17 protein-coding genes are annotated in these 23,372 nt (G+C 49.0%); all 17 read left to right on the top strand.

Annotated features, from left to right (window positions below; all coding sequences use genetic code 11):
- Window positions 1–26: 26 nt before the first annotated feature.
- Complete coding sequence (locus VGK02_08175; protein ID HEY3375020.1) at window positions 27–995, top strand: hypothetical protein; 969 nt, start codon at window positions 27–29, stop codon at window positions 993–995.
- 109 nt (window positions 996–1,104) lie between these two features.
- Entirely contained in the window at window positions 1,105–1,917 is an 813-nt protein-coding gene (locus tag VGK02_08170) for a class I SAM-dependent methyltransferase (protein HEY3375019.1), read from the top strand.
- 4 nt (window positions 1,918–1,921) lie between these two features.
- Window positions 1,922–3,526, top strand: coding sequence for a glycosyltransferase family 4 protein (locus VGK02_08165; GenBank protein ID HEY3375018.1), 1,605 nt, complete (start codon window positions 1,922–1,924; stop codon window positions 3,524–3,526).
- Entirely contained in the window at window positions 3,523–5,877 is a 2,355-nt protein-coding gene (locus tag VGK02_08160) for an alginate lyase family protein (GenBank protein HEY3375017.1), read from the top strand. Before VGK02_08165 ends, VGK02_08160 begins: the two co-directional genes overlap by 4 nt.
- A gap of 3 nt (window positions 5,878–5,880) precedes the next feature.
- Complete coding sequence (locus VGK02_08155; protein ID HEY3375016.1) at window positions 5,881–7,050, top strand: glycosyltransferase; 1,170 nt, start codon at window positions 5,881–5,883, stop codon at window positions 7,048–7,050.
- A gap of 138 nt (window positions 7,051–7,188) precedes the next feature.
- Window positions 7,189–8,631, top strand: a complete 1,443-nt coding sequence (locus tag VGK02_08150; GenBank protein HEY3375015.1) for a mannose-1-phosphate guanylyltransferase/mannose-6-phosphate isomerase — start codon at window positions 7,189–7,191, stop codon at window positions 8,629–8,631.
- A complete protein-coding gene (locus VGK02_08145) occupies window positions 8,618–10,069 on the top strand; it encodes a phosphomannomutase/phosphoglucomutase (protein ID HEY3375014.1) in 1,452 nt (483 codons plus the stop codon). The genes VGK02_08150 and VGK02_08145 overlap by 14 nt, the downstream gene beginning before the upstream one ends.
- Window positions 10,070–10,073: 4 nt before the next feature.
- Window positions 10,074–10,781 carry a sugar phosphate nucleotidyltransferase gene (locus VGK02_08140; protein ID HEY3375013.1) on the top strand — a complete coding sequence of 236 codons (708 nt, stop codon included), beginning with the start codon at window positions 10,074–10,076 and terminating at the stop codon, window positions 10,779–10,781.
- A gap of 246 nt (window positions 10,782–11,027) precedes the next feature.
- Window positions 11,028–13,577 carry a chitobiase/beta-hexosaminidase C-terminal domain-containing protein gene (locus tag VGK02_08135; GenBank protein ID HEY3375012.1) on the top strand — a complete coding sequence of 850 codons (2,550 nt, stop codon included), beginning with the start codon at window positions 11,028–11,030 and terminating at the stop codon, window positions 13,575–13,577.
- 295 nt (window positions 13,578–13,872) lie between these two features.
- Window positions 13,873–14,985 carry a glycosyltransferase gene (locus VGK02_08130; GenBank protein ID HEY3375011.1) on the top strand — a complete coding sequence of 371 codons (1,113 nt, stop codon included), beginning with the start codon at window positions 13,873–13,875 and terminating at the stop codon, window positions 14,983–14,985.
- A complete protein-coding gene (locus VGK02_08125) occupies window positions 14,975–16,342 on the top strand; it encodes a sugar transferase (GenBank protein ID HEY3375010.1) in 1,368 nt (455 codons plus the stop codon). The genes VGK02_08130 and VGK02_08125 overlap by 11 nt, the downstream gene beginning before the upstream one ends.
- Window positions 16,343–16,477: 135 nt before the next feature.
- Window positions 16,478–18,517, top strand: coding sequence for an O-antigen ligase family protein (locus VGK02_08120; GenBank protein ID HEY3375009.1), 2,040 nt, complete (start codon window positions 16,478–16,480; stop codon window positions 18,515–18,517).
- Window positions 18,518–18,656: 139 nt separating this feature from the next.
- Window positions 18,657–19,289, top strand: coding sequence for a redox-sensing transcriptional repressor Rex (locus VGK02_08115; protein ID HEY3375008.1), 633 nt, complete (start codon window positions 18,657–18,659; stop codon window positions 19,287–19,289).
- Window positions 19,290–19,389: 100 nt separating this feature from the next.
- Complete coding sequence (locus VGK02_08110; protein ID HEY3375007.1) at window positions 19,390–20,082, top strand: hypothetical protein; 693 nt, start codon at window positions 19,390–19,392, stop codon at window positions 20,080–20,082.
- 120 nt (window positions 20,083–20,202) lie between these two features.
- Window positions 20,203–21,165 carry a polyprenyl synthetase family protein gene (locus VGK02_08105; protein HEY3375006.1) on the top strand — a complete coding sequence of 321 codons (963 nt, stop codon included), beginning with the start codon at window positions 20,203–20,205 and terminating at the stop codon, window positions 21,163–21,165.
- 67 nt (window positions 21,166–21,232) lie between these two features.
- Window positions 21,233–22,585, top strand: coding sequence for an amidohydrolase family protein (locus tag VGK02_08100; GenBank protein HEY3375005.1), 1,353 nt, complete (start codon window positions 21,233–21,235; stop codon window positions 22,583–22,585).
- 92 nt (window positions 22,586–22,677) lie between these two features.
- Window positions 22,678–23,244, top strand: coding sequence for a hypothetical protein (locus VGK02_08095; protein ID HEY3375004.1), 567 nt, complete (start codon window positions 22,678–22,680; stop codon window positions 23,242–23,244).
- The last annotated feature ends 128 nt before the right edge of the window (window positions 23,245–23,372 follow it).

Genomic DNA, 23,372 nt, shown 5'->3' with positions numbered 1-23,372 from the left:
TAAAGGTCTAGTTAGGAATTGAGACTATGGCAGAGGACTGTAAGCTTAGCATAGTGGTTGCTTGTCGCAATGACGACCACGGCGGCGAATTTTTACAACGGGCTCGTATTTTTGTTTATGGGCTAACTATATTGGCGCGTAAATATAATCTCTTAGCAGAGCTTATTTTTGTTGATTGGAACCCACCTGAAGACCGTCCGCCGTTTTCCCAAGCGCTCGATTGGGATACAAAGGGGCCGTTAAAATTTCGTTTCGTACAGGTACCTGGTGAAATACATAGGAAGCTTAAGAACTTTGATGTAATAAATCTTCATCAGATGATTGCTAAGAATGTTGGAATACGAAGGGCGCGCGCCCCCTTCGTGCTGGCTACCAACATGGACCTGTTGTTTTCCGAAGAGCTAATACAATTCTTAGCGCAATCTCCGCTCGATGATAGTTGCATGTACCGTATTGATCGGCTGGATGTACCAGCTGCCATTCCGGAGGCAGATATTGAAAATCAACTTCAATGGTGCCAGAATAACGTCATACGCACGCACATTCGAAACGGTGGTACAATTAACAGGAGCGACTCGAGGCGTAGGAAAGAGAAGATTAGAAAGCTACCCAGTCAGCTTATAGCCCACACAAATGGTTCTGGCGATTTCACATTAATGGCAAAAGATGCCTGGGAGCGAGTTCGCGGTTATCTTGAGATACCGTATTTCTGTCTACATCTCGATGGGTTGCTTTGCTTGATGGCGATAGGTCATGGTGTCAAGGAGCAAGTTTTAGAAGAACCTATGTGCTTGTATCATATAGATCATGGCTTAGGTTGGGCTTCTCTCTCGTTTAGAGAACAACTCCAGTTTTTTGCTCAAAAGCCGTGGTTGGATTATAGTTTTATTAATGACGTAAATGATAGCATTGCCCAAGGCAAGGTTCCGGAATTACGCAACAATAATGACTGGGGTCTTCTTCATGAAAACCTTCATGAAGAAGAGCTAAATTAGTGCGATCTATCATCATATTTATGTAGCGAGCCAGCTTGGTCAATCGACGTCAATAAGTTTCGTAAATTAAAAATGAAATGTTGTTTGACGAGTATACGAGGGCATATTAGTGGATAAAGAATCGTCTCGTGTGGTCTGGGGGGCAACTCCAGCTGGAACTGCGTTTAGCGGTAGCGCTGAGCCTGGGACAAAGGAATTTTTCGAAAACGTTTTAGATAAAAGATTTACATACGAGCAGCCTTGGCTTTTAGAGCTGGTTCCGTTTGCTTCTTTTGCTGGTAAACATGTGCTTGAATTAGGTTGCGGTGCCGGCTATGATGCATACCAGTTTTGCAAACACGAGGCGGAATATACTGGGATTGATCTAACACCTGAGAATCCCGACCGAACTAAAGCCCATCTTAGCTTTTATGGTTATGCGGTTGAACTAGCAGTAGGAGATGCGGAAAACCTTCAGTTTAACGATGAGACCTTCGACGTTGTGTTTTCTAACGGTGTGTTACACCATACGCCGGATATAGAAAAGAGTTTTAAAGAAGCTTATCGAGTAGCCAAACATGGTGGCGAGTTTTGGGTGATCATATACCACAAAAACTCGGTTTTCTATCGACTTACTGTTACATTGGCTGACCATATTCTAGGTTTAGGGTTCTTGAAGCGTAGCCTTAGGGAACGTCGATCAATGATTGAGTATACCACGAGCGCTAAACTGCCTTTAGTAAACGTTTATAGCCGTAGGCAGCTAAAACATATGCTAAGAAAAGTGGGCTTTTCTGTTGAATCGTTATGTGTCAGAAAACTTGTGAAGGAAGATTTCCCTTCGAGCATCCAAAGACTTTACCCCGCTATGTCTCAAAAATGGCTTGATCTCATCGGAAGATATTTCGGCTGGTATGTTATTGCTCAAGCGCGAAAAAAGTGATTGTATGGCCAGTTCGGAGATTACGATTCTAAAAAACACAATCTTAGATCCTGATGCTAATTGTTCTTCCAACGTTATAACATTTGAAGAGCTTGCGGGGTGGGTCAAGAATAGGAAAATCGTTTCGAATATTTTTCGATACCGTGAATCGCAGCTTCTAACCTATGAACTCGATCTATTATCCAAACCGCTTGTTACGGCGCTTCTGCTACGGATGCTGAGTCGAGGTCATAGCTTTATTGAAGATGAGCTAGGTAATCGACAGGATATTACGGTTTCTGTGTTAGTCAAGTATCTGTATCGGATGCTACGCGACTCCAGGCGAAAATCATCGCTACTGGCCTTGGTTCAACAAGAGCTCAGTCTATTAGAGGCTAATGACCAAACCTTAAAATCCCAGCGTAATCTGGGGCTATCAGGCACACCAGTATATGTTAGAAGCGATTTATTGTTTGGTGTTCGCTCGGGTGGTTCGGTCGGGCATATCGCGGGGGTCTTAAACAATCTCGACAGTTTTTTAGAAAAGCCGATTTTTTTAACGTCTGATATGATTCCGACTGTAAGGCACGACATAGAAACGTATCGCATAAAACCAGAGGTTAGTCTTTGGGACTTCAAGGAACTACCAACTTTTAATTATAATCGCGTTTTGAATAGGGAAGCGAAAACTCTTCTTAGCAACAAAAAGCTATCATTTATCTACCAGAGATATGGTCTTAACAACTACTCAGGAGCAGAATTATCAAATTATTATGGCCTTCCCTTTGTGCTTGAATACAATGGTTCTGAGATCTGGGTAAATCGCAACTGGGGCCAGCCCCTAAAGTATGAAACCTTATCTGAACGAATCGAGCTGCTCAATCTTAAAGCTGCGGATGTTGTGGTTGTCGTTAGCCAAGCCATAAAAGATGAGCTGGTTGCACGAGGAATTGAGCCTGAAAAAGTTCTTGTTAATCCTAATGGAGTAGATCCGGATAAGTATTCTCCACAGGTTGATGGCTCAGCTATCCGTACTAATTATGCTCTTGATGACAAAACTGTCATCGGTTTTATTGGCACATTCGGTAAATGGCATGGCGCTGAGGTGTTAGCTGAGGCATTTGGTAAATTGTTGCAGACATATCCTGAGTACAGAGTAAAAGTGCATCTCCTAATGATCGGCGATGGGGTAACCATGATGCAAGTAAGGGAGAATCTTTCCAAATATGGGGTGAAGGGCATCTGCACACTAACCGGTATTATCCCACAAGAAGAGGGCCCATCTTATCTCGCTGCCTGCGATATATTGGCATCACCGCACGTGCCTAACCCCGACGGTTCGCCTTTCTTTGGTTCGCCGACCAAGCTTTTTGAGTACATGGCAATGGGGAAGGGGATCGTTGCTTCTGACCTGGACCAGATCGGCGAGATTCTTGAACACAATAAAACAGCCTGGATGGTAAAGCCGGGTGATGTTGATTCGCTCGTAGGGGGCTTGAAGATATTGATTGACGATAAGGACCTTCGTGCTCACCTAGGCAAGGCTGCTCGCGAAGAAGTAGTTGCCAAATATACCTGGAAAGAGCACACTCGAAAAATCATCGAGAAGCTCAAGGAGCGCTGTGGATGAGCGTAAAACACTACGTTCGCCGAGCTATCTCATTACCGCCACACGTCGTAGCCCAAAAACTCGCCGGGCGAATCAAGCAAGAGGTTGCATCGTATCAGCGCCGGAAGCGGGACATTAAGCGCCCGACCTATGCAATAAATACTGATATCCCCAATGGCAGCCTTTTAAGGATTATCTCGCCGATATCAGCAAGCATCTTGGTTCCCTACGCTGATCAGATCGCTTGCTTAACGACCAACATACTTAAGCATTGCTTTGATCTACTTGGTTCAGGTTATGTTATAGAAAAGCACGGCATGCAATGCAAAGGCATCGATGGCATTGTTTATGATGATGGCTCACAAGTTAACCCCGATACGAGCGGAAATTGGTTATCCAGCCGCATTAATATCCCAAACCTCAAAGAGTCGCAGCACATATGGCGCCAGATTGATCCCAGCTACACCCCAATGGATTGGCATCTTGATTTCAAATCTGGCTATCGCTGGCTTGAAAACACCTGGTATCTTGATACCCAGTATGCGTATAAACCGGGTGCTGACATCAAAGTACCGTGGGAGCTTGCTCGTATGCAGCACCTACCGCAGTTGGCATGGGCATACGCGGTAGCAAAGGGACAGGGCGCTCATAACCGGATGAATGATGCCGAAACGTATCCCAACGAATTCCGTAACCAGGTGCTTGACTTTATTGCCACAAATCCACCGCGCTTCGGTGCGAATTGGCGCTGTACTATGGACGTCGGTATCCGTATAGCAAACTGGCTTTTTACGTATGACCTTTTCAAGGCGCAAGGTATGTCGTTCGACGATGAGTTTGAGGTTGTTTTCAAGCACAGTGCATATGAGCATGGGCTCTACATAACCAACAACCTCGAATGGTCGCAAATGCTCAGGAGTAACCATTACCTCTCTGATATAGTTGGCCTACTGTTTGTTGCTGTGAATCTTCCGCGAACATCTGAAACCGATGTTTGGCTTGCTTTTGCAATGCAAGAACTCGTAAACGAAGTGGGATCAGAGTTCAATGAGGACGGTTCAAACTTCGAAGGGTCGACTAGCTATCATAGGCTTTCGGCCGAACTCGTGACGTATGCAACAGCTCTGGTCTTGGCGCTACCGGAGGATAAAAAAGAGGCACTGCGCCGGTATGACAACAACCTGCACAAAGTCAATCCGCCACTAGAACCAGCACCTTTAAAACTCTATCCTTTACCGGGAACTGACCAGCTTACGCCATTTCCAAGCTGGTATTTTGAACGTTTGGAAAAGATGGCCGAGTTTACGATGCGTACCTCAGGCTCGGCCGAGCACATCTGCCAGATCGGTGATAATGATAGCGGCCGGTTTTTAAAACTGATGCCATCGCATAAAAGTATAAGTGTTGCTAAGGCTAAAGCTAAATATCTTAACTTAGCAGATTATGACGGGTTGCCCGATGATGCGGAGTACTTACTGGAAGATCAGCTCGATCACCGTCATCTGGTGGCGGCGATCAATGGGTTCTTTAATCGTGATGACTTTGCCGAGTTCGTTGGCGATCAATCGTTTGAAACCGAAATTATAAGAAATCTCGCCGGAGGGATGAAGGTGCCCTACAAGGCTGGAAACTCAAATGCTAAAGCTGCGGAAAATTCGCCTGCCTGTAAAGATAAAACACCTGGTCAGGACATAGTGCACTATGAATATCCCGACTTCGGTCTCTATATTTACGACTCACCACGCTTGCATCTGGTTGTTCGCTGTGGCTCGAACGGGCAGAACGGCAATGGGGGGCACGCCCACAACGATCAGCTCTCGATAGTGTTAAGTGTGGATGGCAGGCCGATCTTTGTTGACCCAGGCACGTATCTCTACACGCCTATGCCGGAGAAGCGCAACCTATTCCGCTCAACTGCCATGCATAATACTTTGTCTATCGAAGGCAAGGAGCAAAACCGTTGGAATGACGGGACGGCCGGGCTATTTAGCATGTACGACCAGGCAAAGGCAAGGACAATCGAAGTAAGTGCTAGCCGGTTTATAGGTGAGCATTACGGGTTCAGTGCATTGCATCGCCGCACGCTCGAAGTTGGCAGAACCACTATTAGTGGCATTGATGAATGTGAAAGTGGAGGGAAAAAGCAAGTTTCGTTCCACTTCGCGCCTGAAGTTGCTGCGAAATTATCTGCTGATGGTAGTACAATTGAGTTAAGCGTCGACAAGGTTAACATCAAACTAGCCGGTAAGCCCGGCATGTGGTCTATTGTAGAGAGCCTGTATTCACCGGCATACGGTTGGTTGCAGAAAACTCAAGTGGTGCGACTTTCAACGGATACCGATAAGATCTCCTGGCGAATTGAGGTAGAGTAAGCAATGGTACGTAAAAAAGCTTTGATTGCTTGCAGTAATTACTGGAATTCACCGTGCCAGGTCGGCAGTCACCACCTCGCACGCGGTTTTGTTGCTGCCGGTTGGGACGTTGCATTTATCTCACACCCGATATCGCCGTTGCATTTTATGGGAACCACGAGCCGTGAACTTTCCGAGAGATTAGAGATTTACCGCTCCGGAGGCCAATATTATCTCGACGGCCATCTCTGGACGTATGTGCCAGGCGCATTGCTCGCACCACATAACAAGCATATCCTGCGAAGTGAATGGGTACACCGCAACTGGGCGTCGCTCACATATCCAAATGTGATAAAGAAAATATATGATGCTGGTTTCGGCGACGTCGATCTTCTGTACTTCGATAATCCTAACCAGCTGTTTTTGCTGGAAGCGATCAAGTATAAAACAGCGATTTTCCGCATTGTGGACAACAATTCGGGCTACGAACGTGCGACACACGCTGTGCTCGCGATGGAGAGCGAACTTGCACGCTCGGTTGGCTTGGTCATCTATACTGCCGAGAGCCTGAAAGAACATGTAGAGGAGATGCAGCCAAAAGCAATGCTTCACGTGCCAAACGGCGTGAACTTTAAACATTTTGCCGAGGGGTCGAAAGCGCAACCCACCGACCTTGCAACTACACCGAGGCCGATTGCAATCTATGTCGGGGCGCTTAATTCGTGGTTTGACCACACGCTGATTAATTGGGCCGCAGAGCAACTTCCTCAGGTATCGTTTGCAATAATCGGCCCCGACGAAGGCGCCCGTAGTAAAATCGCAGAGCTATCCAATATCCATGTTCTTGGAAAGCGTTCGTATGATGATCTTCCGGCGTATTTGCATAATGCCGATGTTGGTATAATCCCGTTTAATGCGCGCGAGCACGCCGATCTTGTCAACAGCATTCATCCGCTCAAGCTTTACGAGTATATGGCATGTGGCTTACCGGTTGTTTCAGCTGAATGGGATGAGATTAAAAACATCAACAGCCCCGCGTACCTGTATAATTCGCGAGAGCAATTCTTACAGCAGCTTCAAGCAGCGGTTGCAAAGCCCCAGGACAGAGATAGCCTTATCCGATATGCTGCAGCAGCAGACTGGTCTGCCAGGGTTGAGATAATCCTCAATGAGATTGAGCATTTGCCTAAATAACCGATACTTGTATATGTGATTCGAACATCCTACAACGAGTCCGGCATGCAGCCTGCCAACTTGATTATTGTCTTTCAGAGCAGGTAGAATGCAAATAGAGCATATTTGTACGTATGCCCATTTATACAGGGAGTTTTTATGACCACGATTAATAACCTTTACGGTGTGATATTGGCCGGGGGCGCCGGCACCAGATTTTGGCCGCTGAGCCGCGAGATGAACCCGAAACAATTACTCAAGGTGTTCGGCACCGAAAGCCTCATCTGGCAAACGATTAAACGTCTTGAGCCCATCATCGCTCAAGAACAAACCTATGTGGTCACGAATAATAAGCTTGCGGACGAGATACGGACGAGCCTTCTTACCGCAAGCGAACCGTTTATGCAGATCGGATACCTTATTGAGCCGCTAGCTCGAAACACCGCCCCGGCAATCGGCCTGGCTGCAGCATATCTTGCCGGCATCAATCCGGACGCGGTTATGGCGGTTCTTCCGTCCGATCACCTTATCCGCAACACCGATGAGTTTATTGCCGCGTTACGGTATGCGGTTGAACTAGCTGAGGCCAACTACCTCGTCACACTTGGCCTAAAGCCAAGTAAACCCGAAACCGGTTTTGGCTACATCAAGCTTGGAAATGAGCTCAAGCAGCATAACGGATCGCATATTTCATATCAGGTTGAGCGGTTTGTAGAAAAACCCGATCGGGCAACAGCTGAAGAATACGTTGCCAGCGGCAACTATTTCTGGAACAGCGGTATGTTCGTATTCAAAGCTGCCACGGTGCTGGCTGAAATCAAGAGTTTGATGCCGGGTCTTTACGAGCTTCTCGTGAAGCTAAAAGATATCCCGCTTGATGAATGGATGTTGGGTACCGCCAAATCGCTATTTGGTAAAGCTGATGCCGTATCGATCGATTACGGCATTATGGAGAAGTCGGAGAAGGTCGCGGTCATACCGGTTGCACTCGACTGGAGCGATGTCGGAAGCCTTATCGCTATCGGCGATTTTCTCGAGGCAGATGATAACGGCAACGCTATTCATGGAAACGTAATCGATGTTGAATCTGAGGATTCCATTGTGTACGGTGAGAACCGCCTGGTGGCAACACTCGGCCTTAAGGATATGATCGTTATCGACACGCATGACGCAACACTCGTGTGCCCGAAGGATAGGGCACAGGACGTGCGAAAAGTGGTCGATGTGCTCAAAGCCCGAGATGCAGAAGAATATCTGGTTCACCGCACGATGTACCGGCCGTGGGGCTGCTATACGCTTCTTGAGCGGGGCCCAGGCTACAAGATAAAGATAATCGAGGTGCGCCCGGGTGAGCGTCTGAGCTTGCAGATGCACCATCACCGCAGCGAGCATTGGGTGGTAATCTCAGGAACTGCTCGGGTAATGCGGGGCGATGAGGAATTCAACGTCCACATTAACGAAAGCACGTTTATACCACCGTCAACAGTGCACCGTCTTGAGAACCCAGGCTTGATACCGCTTCGCATTATTGAGGTGCAAAACGGCGAATACTTAGAAGAAGACGATATCGTTCGAAGTGAGGATGATTATGCTAGACACTAGCAGCATGAATAATATGCGCTCGCTTGAGGAGACCATGTTTCGCGAATACGACTTGCGGGGCATCTTCGGGAAAGAGTTAACAGTAGAGTTTGCACGGCGCCTCGGCGCCGTTTACTGCGAATATGCCCAGGCTAAGCTCGGCAAAGATGCGCTTGTGTTAAGCGTGGGTCGAGACGTACGCTTGAGCTCGGACGACCTGGCCGCAGCGCTTATCGAGGGTATGGTAAGCCAGGGCGTAAAAGTGTACGACCTGGGGCCGTGCCCGACACCGCTTCTGTACTATTCGCTGTTCAGTTTGGATGTTGATGGCGGCATCATGATTACCGGCAGCCATAACCCGGCCGAGTATAACGGTTTTAAAATTTGCATTGGCAAAGACACCATCCACGGGCAAGATATCCAGCAGCTTAAACAGGTTTTCTATGAAGCTGAATTGACGGATACCGGGATGGGCTGCGTTGAGCGCTACGAGATTATCCCGCCGTATTTGGCGTATCTGATTGAAGCATTCAAGGATTGCAAAGACTTGCCTCGATTAAAAATCGCCGTCGATGCCGGAAACGGGGCTGCGAGCTTGTTTGCGCCGGAACTCTTTAGGCGGCTTGGCTGCGAGGTGGTCGAACTTTACTGCGACGTCGACGGGCATTTTCCAAATCACCACCCCGACCCGACCGTTGAGGAAAACCTGCAAGACCTTATAACAACAGTTATAAATGAAGGCTGCGATTTTGGTGTAGCCTTTGACGGCGATGTCGACCGTATCGGTGCCATCGACGAGAAGGGGACTGTCCTCTGGGGAGATAAGCTGATGATCTTGTATGCGACGGATATTTTGCAAAACCGCCCGGGCGAGAAGTTCATCGGCGAGGTTAAGTGCTCACAGGTTTTATATGACGAGATCGCCCGCTTAGGCGGCATGCCCATTATGTGGAGGACCGGGCATTCGCTTATTAAGGATAAGATTAAGATAGAGCATGCAGCGCTGGCAGGTGAGATGAGCGGGCATTTCTTTTTTGCCGATCGGTATTTCGGCTATGATGATGCGCTTTACGCGGCAAGCAGGCTTATCGAAATTATTAAAAAGAAAAAGGTAGCTGATCAAGGTTTTAGCGGTGTGAGCAGCTTGTTTGAAGGATTGCCCCACACATTTGCGACGCCGGAGCTGCGTTCCGATTGCCCGGAAATGCAAAAGAAAGTAGTTATCGCTGAGCTTGGCAAGGTGTTTGAAGCGCATCGTGCGAGCGGGCAAGCGCCAAGAATCAAAGACATTATCACGATTGACGGACTGCGCGTTATCTTTGACGATGGCTGGGGCCTCGTTCGAGCATCCAATACCCAGCCGATTCTGGTGTTGCGCTTCGAGGCAAATTCTCAAGAGCGCCTCGACTATCTACGAGAGTTCATCGAGAGCAACTTGAAATCGGTATGCGAGGTATAGCGGCTTGGTAAAAGCACTAATGCTCGCCGACGATTTTCATAACCAACCACAAGCCGCCTCACAATCGATGACCATTGTTGCCGGTCGTCCGTTTTTGGAATGGCAGCTACTGGTACTAAAAGCACAGGGCTTCAACGATATTGTGCTGTGCGTTAACGAAGGAGCCGACGAGCTAGCCACACATTTTGGTGACGGCTCGAAGCTCGACCTTGATATCGATTATGCAATTGCCGACGACGAGAGCGGCACAGCCAGCGCTGTGTTAGCTGCGAGCGACCTCGTCGATGGCACGTTTCTACTGCTTCACGCCACAACGTTTTTCGATGTTGATTACCAGGGTCTTATCGATTTTCACGAAGGGAAAGAGGCAGCCTTAAGTATGACGCTCGCTATTGCGGGTGGTAGCTCGGATACTGCCTCACGGTATGGTTCTGTGAGCCTCGATATTAATCACCGGATTACGCGCTTCATCGAAGGCTCGGACAGTGCTGAGAGTTTTGACTTCGGTTATGCAAACGGTGGCGCTTATGCTGTTGAACCTGCAGTACTTGGCGAAATTGCGCCGAATAGTCATGCTTCTTTTGAGGATGTTGCCGCTGGTCTTATTGATAATAGATCAGTCTTCGGCTATATCTCTGACGGATACCCCATCGACATCACCACTAACGAGGGCTTAACGATAGCCCAGAAATACTTCGCCCCACACGCGTAAGCTCTTGCGCAAGCGTATCAATCTAGCCCATAAAGAACCTTCACCTAAATAGTGTGAGTATGCATGCCCAGCATAGAGGTTAGTGCCGACTTTCTATTCAAGAAAATCAAGAATTTATTCAAATTAATAAAAGGTATAAATGTGCAAATGTCGAAATACGCATTTAGTCACATAGCGCTTGCATTGTAATTTGTAGCAAGGGGTAGCTGAGAGCAAAGATAGCAACGAGATAAACCGGAGGGCAAAATGAAGGGATCAAAGCGATTATTATCAGCACTGATTGTATTTATTTTATCAATTATGCTACTTGGGACTTTGCAAACTGCGTATGCTGCTGAGCAACCTGTACTTTCAGCATCTGGTGGAGGTTCGTGGGCACATCGAGGCGTTATTAAACTAACAGAACCGATTGGGTTCAGACGCGCCAATGAGCCCGTTGAGGTTGTATTTAGCTCAACTGAAGTAAAGCCACAGGGTGAGGATATCAGGATAACAGATAGTTCTAGCACTGAGACTCCGTGCCAAGTAAGTGTTGATAGTCCAGGTACCTATAAGGTCACGTTCTTTGCCCAGGCAGAACCTAATGCCGTTAGCACGTATTATCTCTACTATGGCAATCCTAACGCTCAGCAGCCTGACTATGGAATTATGAAATCAATAGTAGATAATCAAGCCAAAACGTGGCAAACAGATGGAGTCTTCATCCAATGGGGAGGATTGGCGGGCTACTGCAAAACAGTCTCAAATGTGCTGACTACACTTAAGTTTGACACTAATGGAGATGGAATTCCGACAAACGACTACGATTGCTTAACTGATGAGCATTGCTGGGATTGGTTTTATGGATTCATCGGGTCTTCGTCTTCACAAGCCAGTCCTGGTAGCTTAGGTTCTTCTGTGGCAAGGTTAGTACAAAGCGGCCCTATATTCTCTGAAATCGCTATTGGTAGTGCTAGAATTAGTTCCTATAAGGGCCAGAAATGGGTTTTAGCGAATTCATTTGCGCAGAATATGGTGGTTTATTGCCGTGATTATCAATATATTAAAGTGGGGTCAAGAAGCGAGGCTTTCATACCCAACAATGGTTCTGGAGATATTGATAGCTATCAGCTTATATATGACAGTTGGACCGTAAATCCTCAATATCTAGCACTTCGTAATCCAGTTAACAAGCAAGTTATAGGCGGCATAGGTGTTGATATCGATCGTTGGTATGCAGTAACTAAGACCTCAGCTGCCTGGGAACGAATTATCAGTTTTGAGAATAGCTCCAACAGGCCTGATGCCAAAATCTATTGGTACGCTGACACATCGAACAATTATGATGGCATTAGCAATCTATCAAAACAGGTGCTCAACCTCCTACAAGTAGAGATGCTGATTGATAATACGCCGCCAGTGACAAGCATTTCGACCACACCACCAACGCCAAGTGGCCAAAACGGATGGTATAAAACTCAACCTATTGCCATACTCTCAGCTGACGAGACAGCCACAATTTACTTCAAGCTCGATAGCACCGAAACCGCAACTTACCAGAGTCCTATCACCATTCCAGAAGGACGTCACAAACTCTCGTATTACTCAATCGACGCTCTTGGGAATACAGAAACCCAGAAAACTGCAACGTTCAACGTAGATATAACGCCACCAGTCACGCCATCACTGCTTGATCCCCTAAATGATTCCACACTAAAAACAACATCACCAATTCTGTATTGGGACAGCACGGATAGTGTGTCTGGCATATCACACTACGAGCCCTATATCGATGGAACATTAGCAATACCAAATTTAAGCTCAGCAGCCACCAGCATCATGATGTCCGATCTAGCGCAAGGAGAGCATACTTGGTCGATCAGGGCATACGATGTCGCTGGCAATTACTCGGATTCAGTTACCCATGCATTTACTATCGATACCGCACCACCAACAACCGTATTGACAGCAAGCCCCGATTTACCGGATGGAAATTCGGGATGGTATAAAAGCCTACCAATAATCACACTCACATCCAGTGAACAATCAAGCACCACATATTACAAGTTCGATATGGGCGAGCACCAATCTTACCAATCGCCGGTTACCATCTCCGAAGGCATCCATACATTGAGTTTTTACTCCACAGATGCCGCAGGCAACAAAGAACCGGAGCAATCCAGGCAGTTTAAGGTCGACAGCAGCGGATCGCAACTTGAAGTCAACATTCTGCCTCAACGGCCCAATAATTATTATATTATCGGTGAGCCAATTACTTTTTCGTGCACGGCAACAGACTCAATCTCCGCCCTCAGTACGCCCATAGTAACTTTAGATGGTGCTCTAATTGCAGAAAATGAAACACGCATATTCAATAAGCCGGGCACTCATACACTTGCTATTGCCGCACAGGACAACGCCGGCAACATAACGACACAAACGCAAACGTTTACGGTGGGCTATAATTTTGCCTGGTTAAGGCCGGTTAAACGACCGGGCGATCCGGTTGATGCCTCGTATACCGCATGTTACAGCTCAACTGTCCCAATAAACTTTGCCGTCTTCGATAGTGCCGGTTTATTTATTACCGACAAAACCGTGCGTGTCGTAGTATCCGATAATCAAAACACCGCTGTGTTCGGCTATGGCAAGACAAAACAACTGATACGGATAAACCAATGTGACGAGAAATATCTGCTCAATATAACGCCGAAAAGCTATCCGTGGATGAAGCCCGGCGGCACGTATTCGGTCTCGGTATATGCAGGCGGGAGGGGAGATGCACTGATAGGCCGCGTTGCCCTTAGCCTTCGCTAGGGGTGTTTTGCAGAAGCGAGGCAAGCGCCTGGACGGGGCCGTGAGATCAAAATGCAGTGGTAATCTCTCACGCTAGCGCATTAGAATACCAAAACATACTTACCCAAAGCACACATCATAAGGCTGAACGTTGCCGCCTAGTAGCAACGTTCAGCCTTATGACTTTCACCCTTATCTGCGCTTTATTAAATTCGTACATTCCTAAATAATCGAGCATCCTATATAATAGAGGGGCAGGTGAAAAACTGCTTAAATATTTTGAAGAAAACCGTGCGCGGTTTTTGAGCTGGTGTAAATGAAAGTTCTGCAAGTAAATAAATTGTACTACCCCCATATTGGCGGCGTCGAAAACGTGGTGCGTATGTACGCTACGGGCTTGCAGGATAGCATTGATGTGGAAGTGTTGGTCGCAAACGAGGCGCCGAAAGCGGTAACCGAGTATATCGACGGCATTAAGGTGACCAAAGTCGCGAGCTTGGGCAGGCTTCGTTCGACGCCGATGGCTCCGGGGTTTATCGGGCAGCTCAAAGCAAGCGGAAGCGATATTTACCACCTGCATTTTCCAAACCCCACAGGGGAGATAGCGTTCTTGATTGCCCGGCCGAAGGGTAAACTGGTGGTAACGTACCACAGCGACATCATTCGCCAAAAGGTACTCCTAAAGTTCTATAATCCGTTTCTCGAGAGATTTCTCGATAGAGCCGATCGCATCATCACGAGCTCGCCGAATTTAATTGCGAGCTCACCTTACCTGCGAAAGGTAAAAGAGAAGTGCACGGTTATACCGTTTAGCGTCCCGACCGATTGGCTCAAGCTTACGCCTAAAATACAGGCACGGGCCGACGAGCTGCGCAAAGAGCACGGCTCGAAAATCGCGCTCTTTCTTGGGCGTCTCATCTACTATAAGGGTGTCGAGTGCCTGGTACGCGCCTGGAAGGATATCGACGGTAAGCTCATCATCGCCGGCGACGGCGAACTCGGCCCCGAGCTTAGGAAGTTGGCCAGGGAGCTTGGCATAACCGATAAAATCGCGTTTGTCGGCACCCTTTCAAGCGAGGAGCTTGCAGCTTATTACCATGCGTGTGATGTATTCGTTTTGCCGTCGGTTGAGTCGAGCGAGGCATACGGTCTGGTACAGCTCGAGGCGCATGCATGCGGCAAGCCGGTAGTAAGCACGAATCTGCCGACCGGCGTGCCGTTCGTTAACAAAGACGGCGTCTCAGGGCTTGTTGTTCCGCCGAAAGATGTACCGGCGCTTGCAGGCGCCATCCAAAAACTATTCGAAGACGATGCGCTTTGCGAACGGCTTGGGTGTCAAGCGAAGCAGCGGTTTGAAACCGAGTTTTCAATAGATGTTATGATCGAGAAGTTATTAGCTCTCTACAGGGAGGTTTCAGCTGAACCGTAAACAATGGGCTGTTCTGTCAATCATAATCGATGCAGTCTTTATCAACCTGGCGATCATCGCGGCGTTTCTTATCCGCTTTGAGGGAACTCTGCCGCGCTTCAATTTCCAGGCGTATACGAGCCTTGCCATCATCATTACGATTGTGCAGCTCATCGTCTTTTACGTATACGATGTCTATGAGGCCGAGTCGATGGGCGACAGCTGGGATATCTTTATGGCGATATCCAAATCGGTCACGCTTGGCCTGGTCTTAAACGTATTCTTGACCTTCTTTAGCCGGTTCTTCTCATTTCCCCGCCCGGTCTTTATTATTACGTGGGTTACGCAAATCCTGTTCTTAAGCGGCTGGCGAATTATTGCGGCGCGTGTCTTTAAGATTAAGTGGCCGACGCAGCGCGTGCTTATCGTCGGCAAAGGCGAGGCCGCCAACGAGATCATTCAGGAGTTTAAGAACCGAGCAGCTTGGGGCTACGAGATTGTCGGCGTTATCTGTAACGATAAGCAATCCCTCGGCACATCGGTTGACTGCGACGGGACGCGGGTCATCGGCACACTCGACGATCTGGTGCCGGTCATTCACGCACAAAATGTCGATAGGGTGGTTGTGGCTTCTCCGGCTGCGCACCGCGAGACGCTTGAGGAGCTCGCGCGCTCGGCCGCAAAGAACGTGCGCCTTGAAGTTATTCCGGATTTTTATGAGATATACATCGGTAAGGTCGATCACACCATGCTCAGCGACATTCCGCTGGTAGAGCTTACCCGGGGGCCGGTAGCGAGCTGGATTTACTTGGTTAAACGCATTCTCGACGTGATTATCGCGCTTGCCGTTCTTGTTATCACGGCTCCATTTATGATCATTGCGGCGATTGCGATCAAAGTGACATCCCCGGGACCGATCATCTTCAAGCAGAAGCGCGTCGGCCAGTTCGAGCGGCCGTTTTATATCTTCAAATTCCGCACGATGGTCGCCGACGCCGAACTGCAGACCGGCCCGATTCTGGCAAGTGAAGGCGACGGGCGCATAACGCCGGTCGGGCGCGTGCTGCGCAAGTCTCGTATCGACGAGCTGCCGCAGCTCATTAATGTGCTTGCCGGTGAGATGAGCTTTGTCGGGCCGCGGCCGGAGCGACCGTTCTTTGTTAAAAAGTTCAAAGGAGAAATTCCGGGCTATGTCGAACGCTTTAAGGTGAAACCTGGGGTAACCGGTCTTGCACAGATTAGCGGCGGCTACGCAACGAACGCGCGGAATAAACTTAAGTATGACCTTATCTACATCTATCACCAGTCGGTTTTTCTCGACGTTCAAATCGCTTTAAAGACAATCAAGGTATTGCTGACCGGCCGGGGAGCGCGGTAAACGGCAGAAACCTGCTACACAGCAACAAGGCAAAGTACATGTCCTTACATAAAAATGCATAGATTTAGTAAGTGCTTAATGGTATTTTTATTACATTAATGAGTAAGTATCAAAGATAGGAGTCTCGAAGCGGTTATGGGCAAAAAGCAACAGCACAAGCAGCCGGCGGCAAAGCAACAGCAATCCAATGCAGCACAGCTCGATACCTGGGTTATGTACGGAATCATGGCCATCGCGATAGCGTTGCCGGTCGTGATATCAAGAATTACGTTCGACCAATTCGATATCGCAAAGATCCTGGCGCTGCGAATTTTGACGTTGGTGACGCTCTTGTGCTGGGCTGCCAAGATGTTTTATTCAAAAAAGCAGGAGATACGCTGGAGTAAACTCGATTTTGCCGTCTTAGGGTTTCTTGCGCTGGTCTTAATCTCAACTATCACATCGGTTCATCTGCCAACGGCAATTCACGGCAAGTTCAAACGCTATGAAGGGCTGCTTACATTTCTAAACTACGGCGTTCTCTACTTCTTGGTTTTACAGACGTTTACCGATTTTAAGCGGCTTTCGCTGTTAAGCAAAACCATCACCCTTGCCGGTGCTTTCGTATCGCTCTACGGCATTATGCAGTACGTTGGGCTCGATCCGCTGCCGTGGGCGACGCTGCCGTTTGAAGAGCGCAGGAGTTTTTCGACCTTTGGCAACCCCGATCTGCTTGCAGGATTTCTTGTTATTCTTGTGCCGTTTGCCGTCGCGGAGTTCTTAAAAGCACGTGATGCAAAAGAAAATGCGCTGATGGGTACCAGCCTGTTTCTAGCGCTTGTATGCTTACTCACCGCGTTTACCAGAAGCGGCTGGGTCGGCAGTGCGGTTACGCTGGTTCTCTTTGCTGTTCTTGCCTGGCGGGCGATTATCACCAAACCACGGAAACTCATCTTTATTGGCGTTGCATTTCTATGTACCTTTATCGTGATTGGCGTGTATTCGGCAAGCACGGGTCATACTGTATTAAACCTGGTTGAACGCTTGAAATCGACTACTCAGATCACCGAAGGTAGCGCGGGCACGCGTATAGAGATCTGGAAGGCCGGTTTGCATATGATTGAGAACAAACCCATCTTTGGTTGGGGACCGGATACCTATCGGCTTGGTTCCGAGCGCTATGAGACGTATCAATACACGAAAATCGGGGGCGGACAAACCGTCGCCGATAATGCTCATAACTATGTAATTCAGCTTACCGCTGGCCTCGGTATTCCAGGGGCGGCCACATTCTTCATTTTCTTCTTCATCGTCGTTGGTGTCGGCATCCGGTATATAAGGAAGCTTGAGGGCGATGACAGGCTGACGTATACGGCATATATTACGGCGGCCGTCGGCTATTTTGTGCACCTGCTCTTTGGCGTGAGCGTGTCGGGAAGCACGGGCGTGTGGTGGCTCATCATTGCAGCGATTTTAGCGGTTACACCGCTCGTCAGAACAGCTACAATTGAACTGGAACCGCAGATACTTGCCCTCAGAACGGCGACGGGTGTCTTTGTTGTTATCGCTGCCGCCTCAGCCTACTTTGCGCTCACTATGTATGTTGCCGACAATAGCTATGCGACAGCTATTACACTCGGCAATCAGGGTGCTTATGATGCGGCTTTCGCCAATTATGAAAAAGCGATCGGCCTTTACAAAAACGGCCGCTATTATGAAAGCTACGGTATGACGCTTGAACGGCTCGGTATGGGGCAGCAAGATGCTAGTTTGATCAATCGCGCAGTTCAGATATACAAGAGCGCGGTCGAATATGAGCCCGGTGAGAGCGACCACTACATCTTCCTTGCCGGAGCCGAGGCAAAAATGGCAAGAAGCCCTGTCGATCCCGTTGTTGAAGATGCGATTAGTTGGGGCAAGAAAGGGCTCGAGATTAGGCCGAATGGATACTCCGCCAGGTTGCTGCTTGGCAATATTTATGTCTATCAGCGATCGTATCAGAGTGCATTTCCATTGCTTAGGTTTGTTCTTGATATTAACCCGCAAGACAAAACGGCGCTTGCGCTCATGGGGAAGACATACGAAGGGTTGGGAAACACGGCTGAAGCACGCCGGTATTACCAACTGCTGGTTACTGTGGACCCAAGCAATACTCAGGCCAAAACCGCCCTGGATAACTTGGCCAAAAAACAGTAAAGCGCTCGGCTGGCAACACGTATAAGCCAAAAGCCTTTATCGGTAGACAAAACTATGTGAATTGGGTTACAATCAGACCAGTTCTCAAACTCACAAAGTCTCGTAATGATAACTATGAGATATCTAGGCAGGAGCAATCTTGAAGAAAACAACGTTACCACAAACCACCATAGCCCGGCTACCTGTATACCTGCGTTCGCTTGTATTAATGGCCAATAAAGGCGAGCAGATTATCTCATCGGAAGGGCTCGCGCAACTTGCGGGAACCAATGCTGCGCAATTGCGTAAAGATCTCTCGTATCTCGGGGAGTTCGGCACGCGCGGTGTCGGATATGAAGTAGACCAACTAATTAATGAGATATCTAAGTGGTTGGGCTTGCTACGTGACCGCAAGGTTGTTATAGCGGGTCTGGGTCGTCTTGGGGGCGCGCTCGTCGGCTACCAGGGGTTCTCACAACGGGGGTTTAAGATTATCGGCGCTTTTGATTCGGACCCGGCGAAAATCGGCAGAACGGTCGACGGCATAATGATCCGTCACATAAATGAACTTGAAGAGGCCGTGCAGGACACACCGGCTGGAATAGATATCGGGGTTATTGCTACGCAAGCCCCGGCCGCACAGGGGGTTGCCGATAAAATGGTAGCGTCAGGTATCAAGGCAATTATTAATTTCGCACCTATTACCATCGAAGTCCCGGAAGATGTTGTCGTGCGTCAAGTTGATCTATCAGTCGAGCTGCAAATACTCTCGTACTATTTGCAAAAATCGTAATACCATAATACGCAACGCTTAAGGCACAGCCTTATAATATCCGGAACTGCGGAATATTTATTCCTAGTATTCTCATTACCGTTTCTAGTATTCTATTTAAATGACAGATTTTAATTATAATGCTGCGCAGGCAGCTGCCATCGATCAAGATATTGAGATAGTAAGGGAGCAGCTTATTGCAAGCGCGTTTTCCGGGCATAGCCTGCTCGCCGAGCAGGAGCGGCTCATCGAAACCGTGCCGCTGGCCCGGCTTCTTTTTATTACGGCAAGCCTGGGCACGTATCGCCCCGATCAACTAAGACCGGTCGCGGTTGGTCTCGAATTGCTGCGCCTGGCAGCCGAGATCCACTACTGGGGCCCCCGCACGTGCGATGATAGAAATCTTAACCTCGTGACCGCCGATTACTACTACGCATACGCGATCAAGCTGGCGGCGACAACCAATGTCGAGTCCGCCATTTCATACATGGTGCAAGCGATCGCCGATATCACAAAGGGTGAGACAATGCCCGATGCGAGCAAGTCGTATCGTGGAGCGAGCATATTTGAAACAGCCGTTCGGCTCGGCGTTCGGCTCGGCGAGTGCGAATCTGCGGTTGCGGACACTCTGCATGCCGCTGCCGTATCGTGTTGTGAGCTCTACCATCTACAGTATGATGAGGTATCGGATGCCGGCGCAAAAGCCGAGCAGGCTCGCTCGCTTAAGGACCGCGCCCTTGATGCGGCGCAGGCTCTTCCCGCGTTTCAGGCAGGGCTTCTCGGTGATCTCCTGGCGGCACCCCGCTATTTGTAGACTGTCTTGCGGTCGTAGTGGACAGCAAAACGGCATTTCAAGTATACTATTTAACGTTATCCATCAATCCGACCCCCAGCAGCAACGGCTGGCAGGGCAAGTGAGTTTGGTGTAAATACGATGAATAAATCCTACCCGATTCCGCAGCGTATTCTTTTGGATTTAGCACAGGCGGAAAAGGAACTAATAAAAGCGGCATCATCCGACAACCCGGTGCTGGCGGAAGCGTGTCTCTCGACACTTAAAGCGGGAGGCAAGCGGCTTCGTCCGGCGCTGGTTCTTATGGCCGGGATGGTCGGCAACTATAATGTACCGGCGCTTATGCCCGCTGCGGTCGCATCGGAGCTTATCCATATGGCTTCGCTCATACACGATGATGTGCTTGATGATGCCGGTACCCGGCGCGGTGTGCCGACAGTAAACGCCGTCTGGGGCGAGACGGTCGCAATCGCCGCCGGTGATTACCTGTTCGCGACTGCTTTTGACATGCTCTCGAGGGTCGATATGCGAGCGGTTGAGATTATGGTTAAAGCCGCGCTCGATTTAAGCTTGGGTGAGCTCGACCAGATTATTACGGCGCACGTCGCCGAGCAGACTATGGATATGTATATTCAGAAAGCAAAGCGCAAAACCGCCGCACTGTTTTGCGCGTGTTGTGAGGTTGGATCATATCTGGCCGGTGCGCCCGAGGTAGAGGTGGCAGCACTAACCAACTACGGCGAAAATTTAGGGATAGCGTTTCAGATATACGATGACGTGCTCGATATTGTCGGCGGGTCGACCGGTAAAGCGGTCGGTGTCGACGTGCGCGACGGCACGGTGACCGTGCCGGTACTCTACGCGCTCGATGCACTCGGTCGTGATAGCGAGCTTGCCAGGGTGGTGGCGATGAAGGAACCCACCGATGAGCAGGTAAGGTCGGCGATCGACATGATTGTGGGGTGCGGTGCGATCGTGCGTACAAAAGCAACCGCACGCGCCTATGTGGATACGGCGCTTGAATCGCTGAACGCGCTTTCAAATAAGGAAGCCGTTGCCGTGTTTACCGGTATCGGCGAGTTCGTTGTTGCTCGCTATCATTAGAAGAGTAATGAACTCGCAAGTTTGTTAAAAACATAATTACGGACGTAACGTAACATAGAGGTGAAACATGCTTTTAACCGCAAAATGGGTATTGCCGATAAGCCGGGCCCCGATCGAAGATGGTGCGATTTTAGTTGAAGGTTCCATAATCAAAGATGTCGGCACACTAGGTAAGCTGAAAAAGAAGTATCCAAAAGAGGAACTACTCGATTTCGGCAAATCCATTATCTTACCGGGTTTTATCGATCTACACACACACTTAGAGTACAGCGTTTTCCGTGGCGCCTGTGATGATCTGGGATATGCCGATTGGAAAATCCAGCTGAGCTTGAGAGCCAGGCGCATGAGCAAGGATGATTGGGGGCACTCCGCTTACCTCGGCGCACTCGAATCGATTCAATCCGGCATAACCACAATTGCCGATATAACCAAGAGCGGATCGAGCCTGAAAGCCGCTAAAGACGCGGGATTGCGCGGCATTATCTATTACGAAATTACCGGGATGGATCCTACCAAGGTGCCGGAAATTATGTCGCAGACCGAGCGAGATATCGCCGCGTGGCAAGAACTTACCGCCGGTACAAAACTTACGGTCGGGTTTGCTCCGCACTCGCCCTATACGGTGTCTCCGCCGCTCTATCGCGCATCGGTTGCGTGGGCCCGCAACCAGGGGCTGCAGCTGTGCACGCACCTGGCAGGCTCGAAAGCCGAATACGATTTTGTAAAGTATGGTTCCGGGCAGCTTGCAAACGAATACTGGGACCTTGCAGGCTGGAGCGATATCCTGTGGCAACCAACCGGTGTGAGCCCGGTTAAATACCTGGAAGACTGGGGCGTCTTTGAGGGCGGCAACATGATGGCGGTCCATTGCGTTCAAGTCGACGAGTATGATATCGATGTGCTCAAGCGCTATGATATCTCAATCGCGCATTGCCCGCGTTGCAGCGCAAAGCTTGGCATGGGGATCGCCCCGCTCTCTACGTTTTTAAGCCGGGGTTTGCGTGTCGGTATAGGTACCGACAGCCCGGCCAGCAACAATACCATGGATGTCTTTGACGAGATGCGCATCGGCCTCCTACTCCAGCGCGGCAACGCTCACTCGGCGGGCTTTACCGCCGAGGACTTTATCTATATGGCAACGCTAGGCAGCGCGAAGGCGATCAATCGCGACAGTGAGATAGGATCCCTTGATGCAGGTAAGCAGGCCGATATTACGGTCGTTGATATGTCGCACAGCCACCAGATTCCAACGCGCGATCCATATTCAGCGCTTATGTATACGGCCAACCAGGAGAACGTCGCTCTTACGATGGTCGCAGGCAAGATATTGTACCGTGGCGGCGTATACACAACCCTTGATGAGGGCGAAATCTTGAAGAAAGCTGAGCCTATCAGGAAGAAAGTTAAGCTGGATAGTTGATAGGCGCACGCTAAAGAGGTATTATTTTATCGTGTGATGTTTTTCACTATCACACATTATGTAAGTATAGTTAGTGAAGGGAGGTTAGTGCGTTGGCAGATAATAGTACGAACGATAAGGCCAAAAACGCTCCCGGTAATAAACCGGCTCCAAAGAAAACGAACACGAAGAAGCCAGCGACAACTAAGTCGGAGGGATTGGGGCTGCCCCAGCAAGTAGATTTAATGTGGACTGTTGCAATCGCTGTTGTAGCGTTTGTGCTCGGTTTCTTCGTTAATAGTCTTTTTGCCGGCCCTCAGCCCGGCACAACAGTTCCGCCATCCAGCGGTCTTTCATCATCCGCCTCAGGTGTGAGCGGTGCAGGTGGCTCTACTACAGCACCAACATTAACGGAAGCTCAGGTTAATAGCGGTCAGCTACCATCCGGTCATCCGGATCTCGGCGTCGGCACAACAGGCGGAACGACTGGAACCACGGCTCCAGCGATGTCGCAAGGTCAAATTGATGCTGCAACCGGGTTCACAAAAGTCACATCGGGTACAGCGTCAGGTCATGGTACAGGGGCTAGTAAAACCAGCGATGTTCCGGCTTCTAGCAGTGTGGTTCCGAAGAGCCAGTCGGTTGAAGTTCCGGCTGGCAAGGATCCAAGCAAGAAGTAAGATCACCAAGGCCATGAGGCCAGAATATATGCAATATTGCATATAGCGGTGTTGCAATTGTATTAAGTATAGTACACTGACAATGAAGTTATTAAATATGCTGGAACAAAGGCGGCAGAAATGGAGGA

The organism is Candidatus Aquicultor sp., assembly GCA_036504445.1.
In the GTDB taxonomy this organism is placed as follows: Bacteria; Actinomycetota; Aquicultoria; order Aquicultorales; family Aquicultoraceae; genus DASXVE01.
Note: the sequence above shows the minus strand (reverse complement) of the source record. Positions and strands in the feature narration are given on the sequence as shown.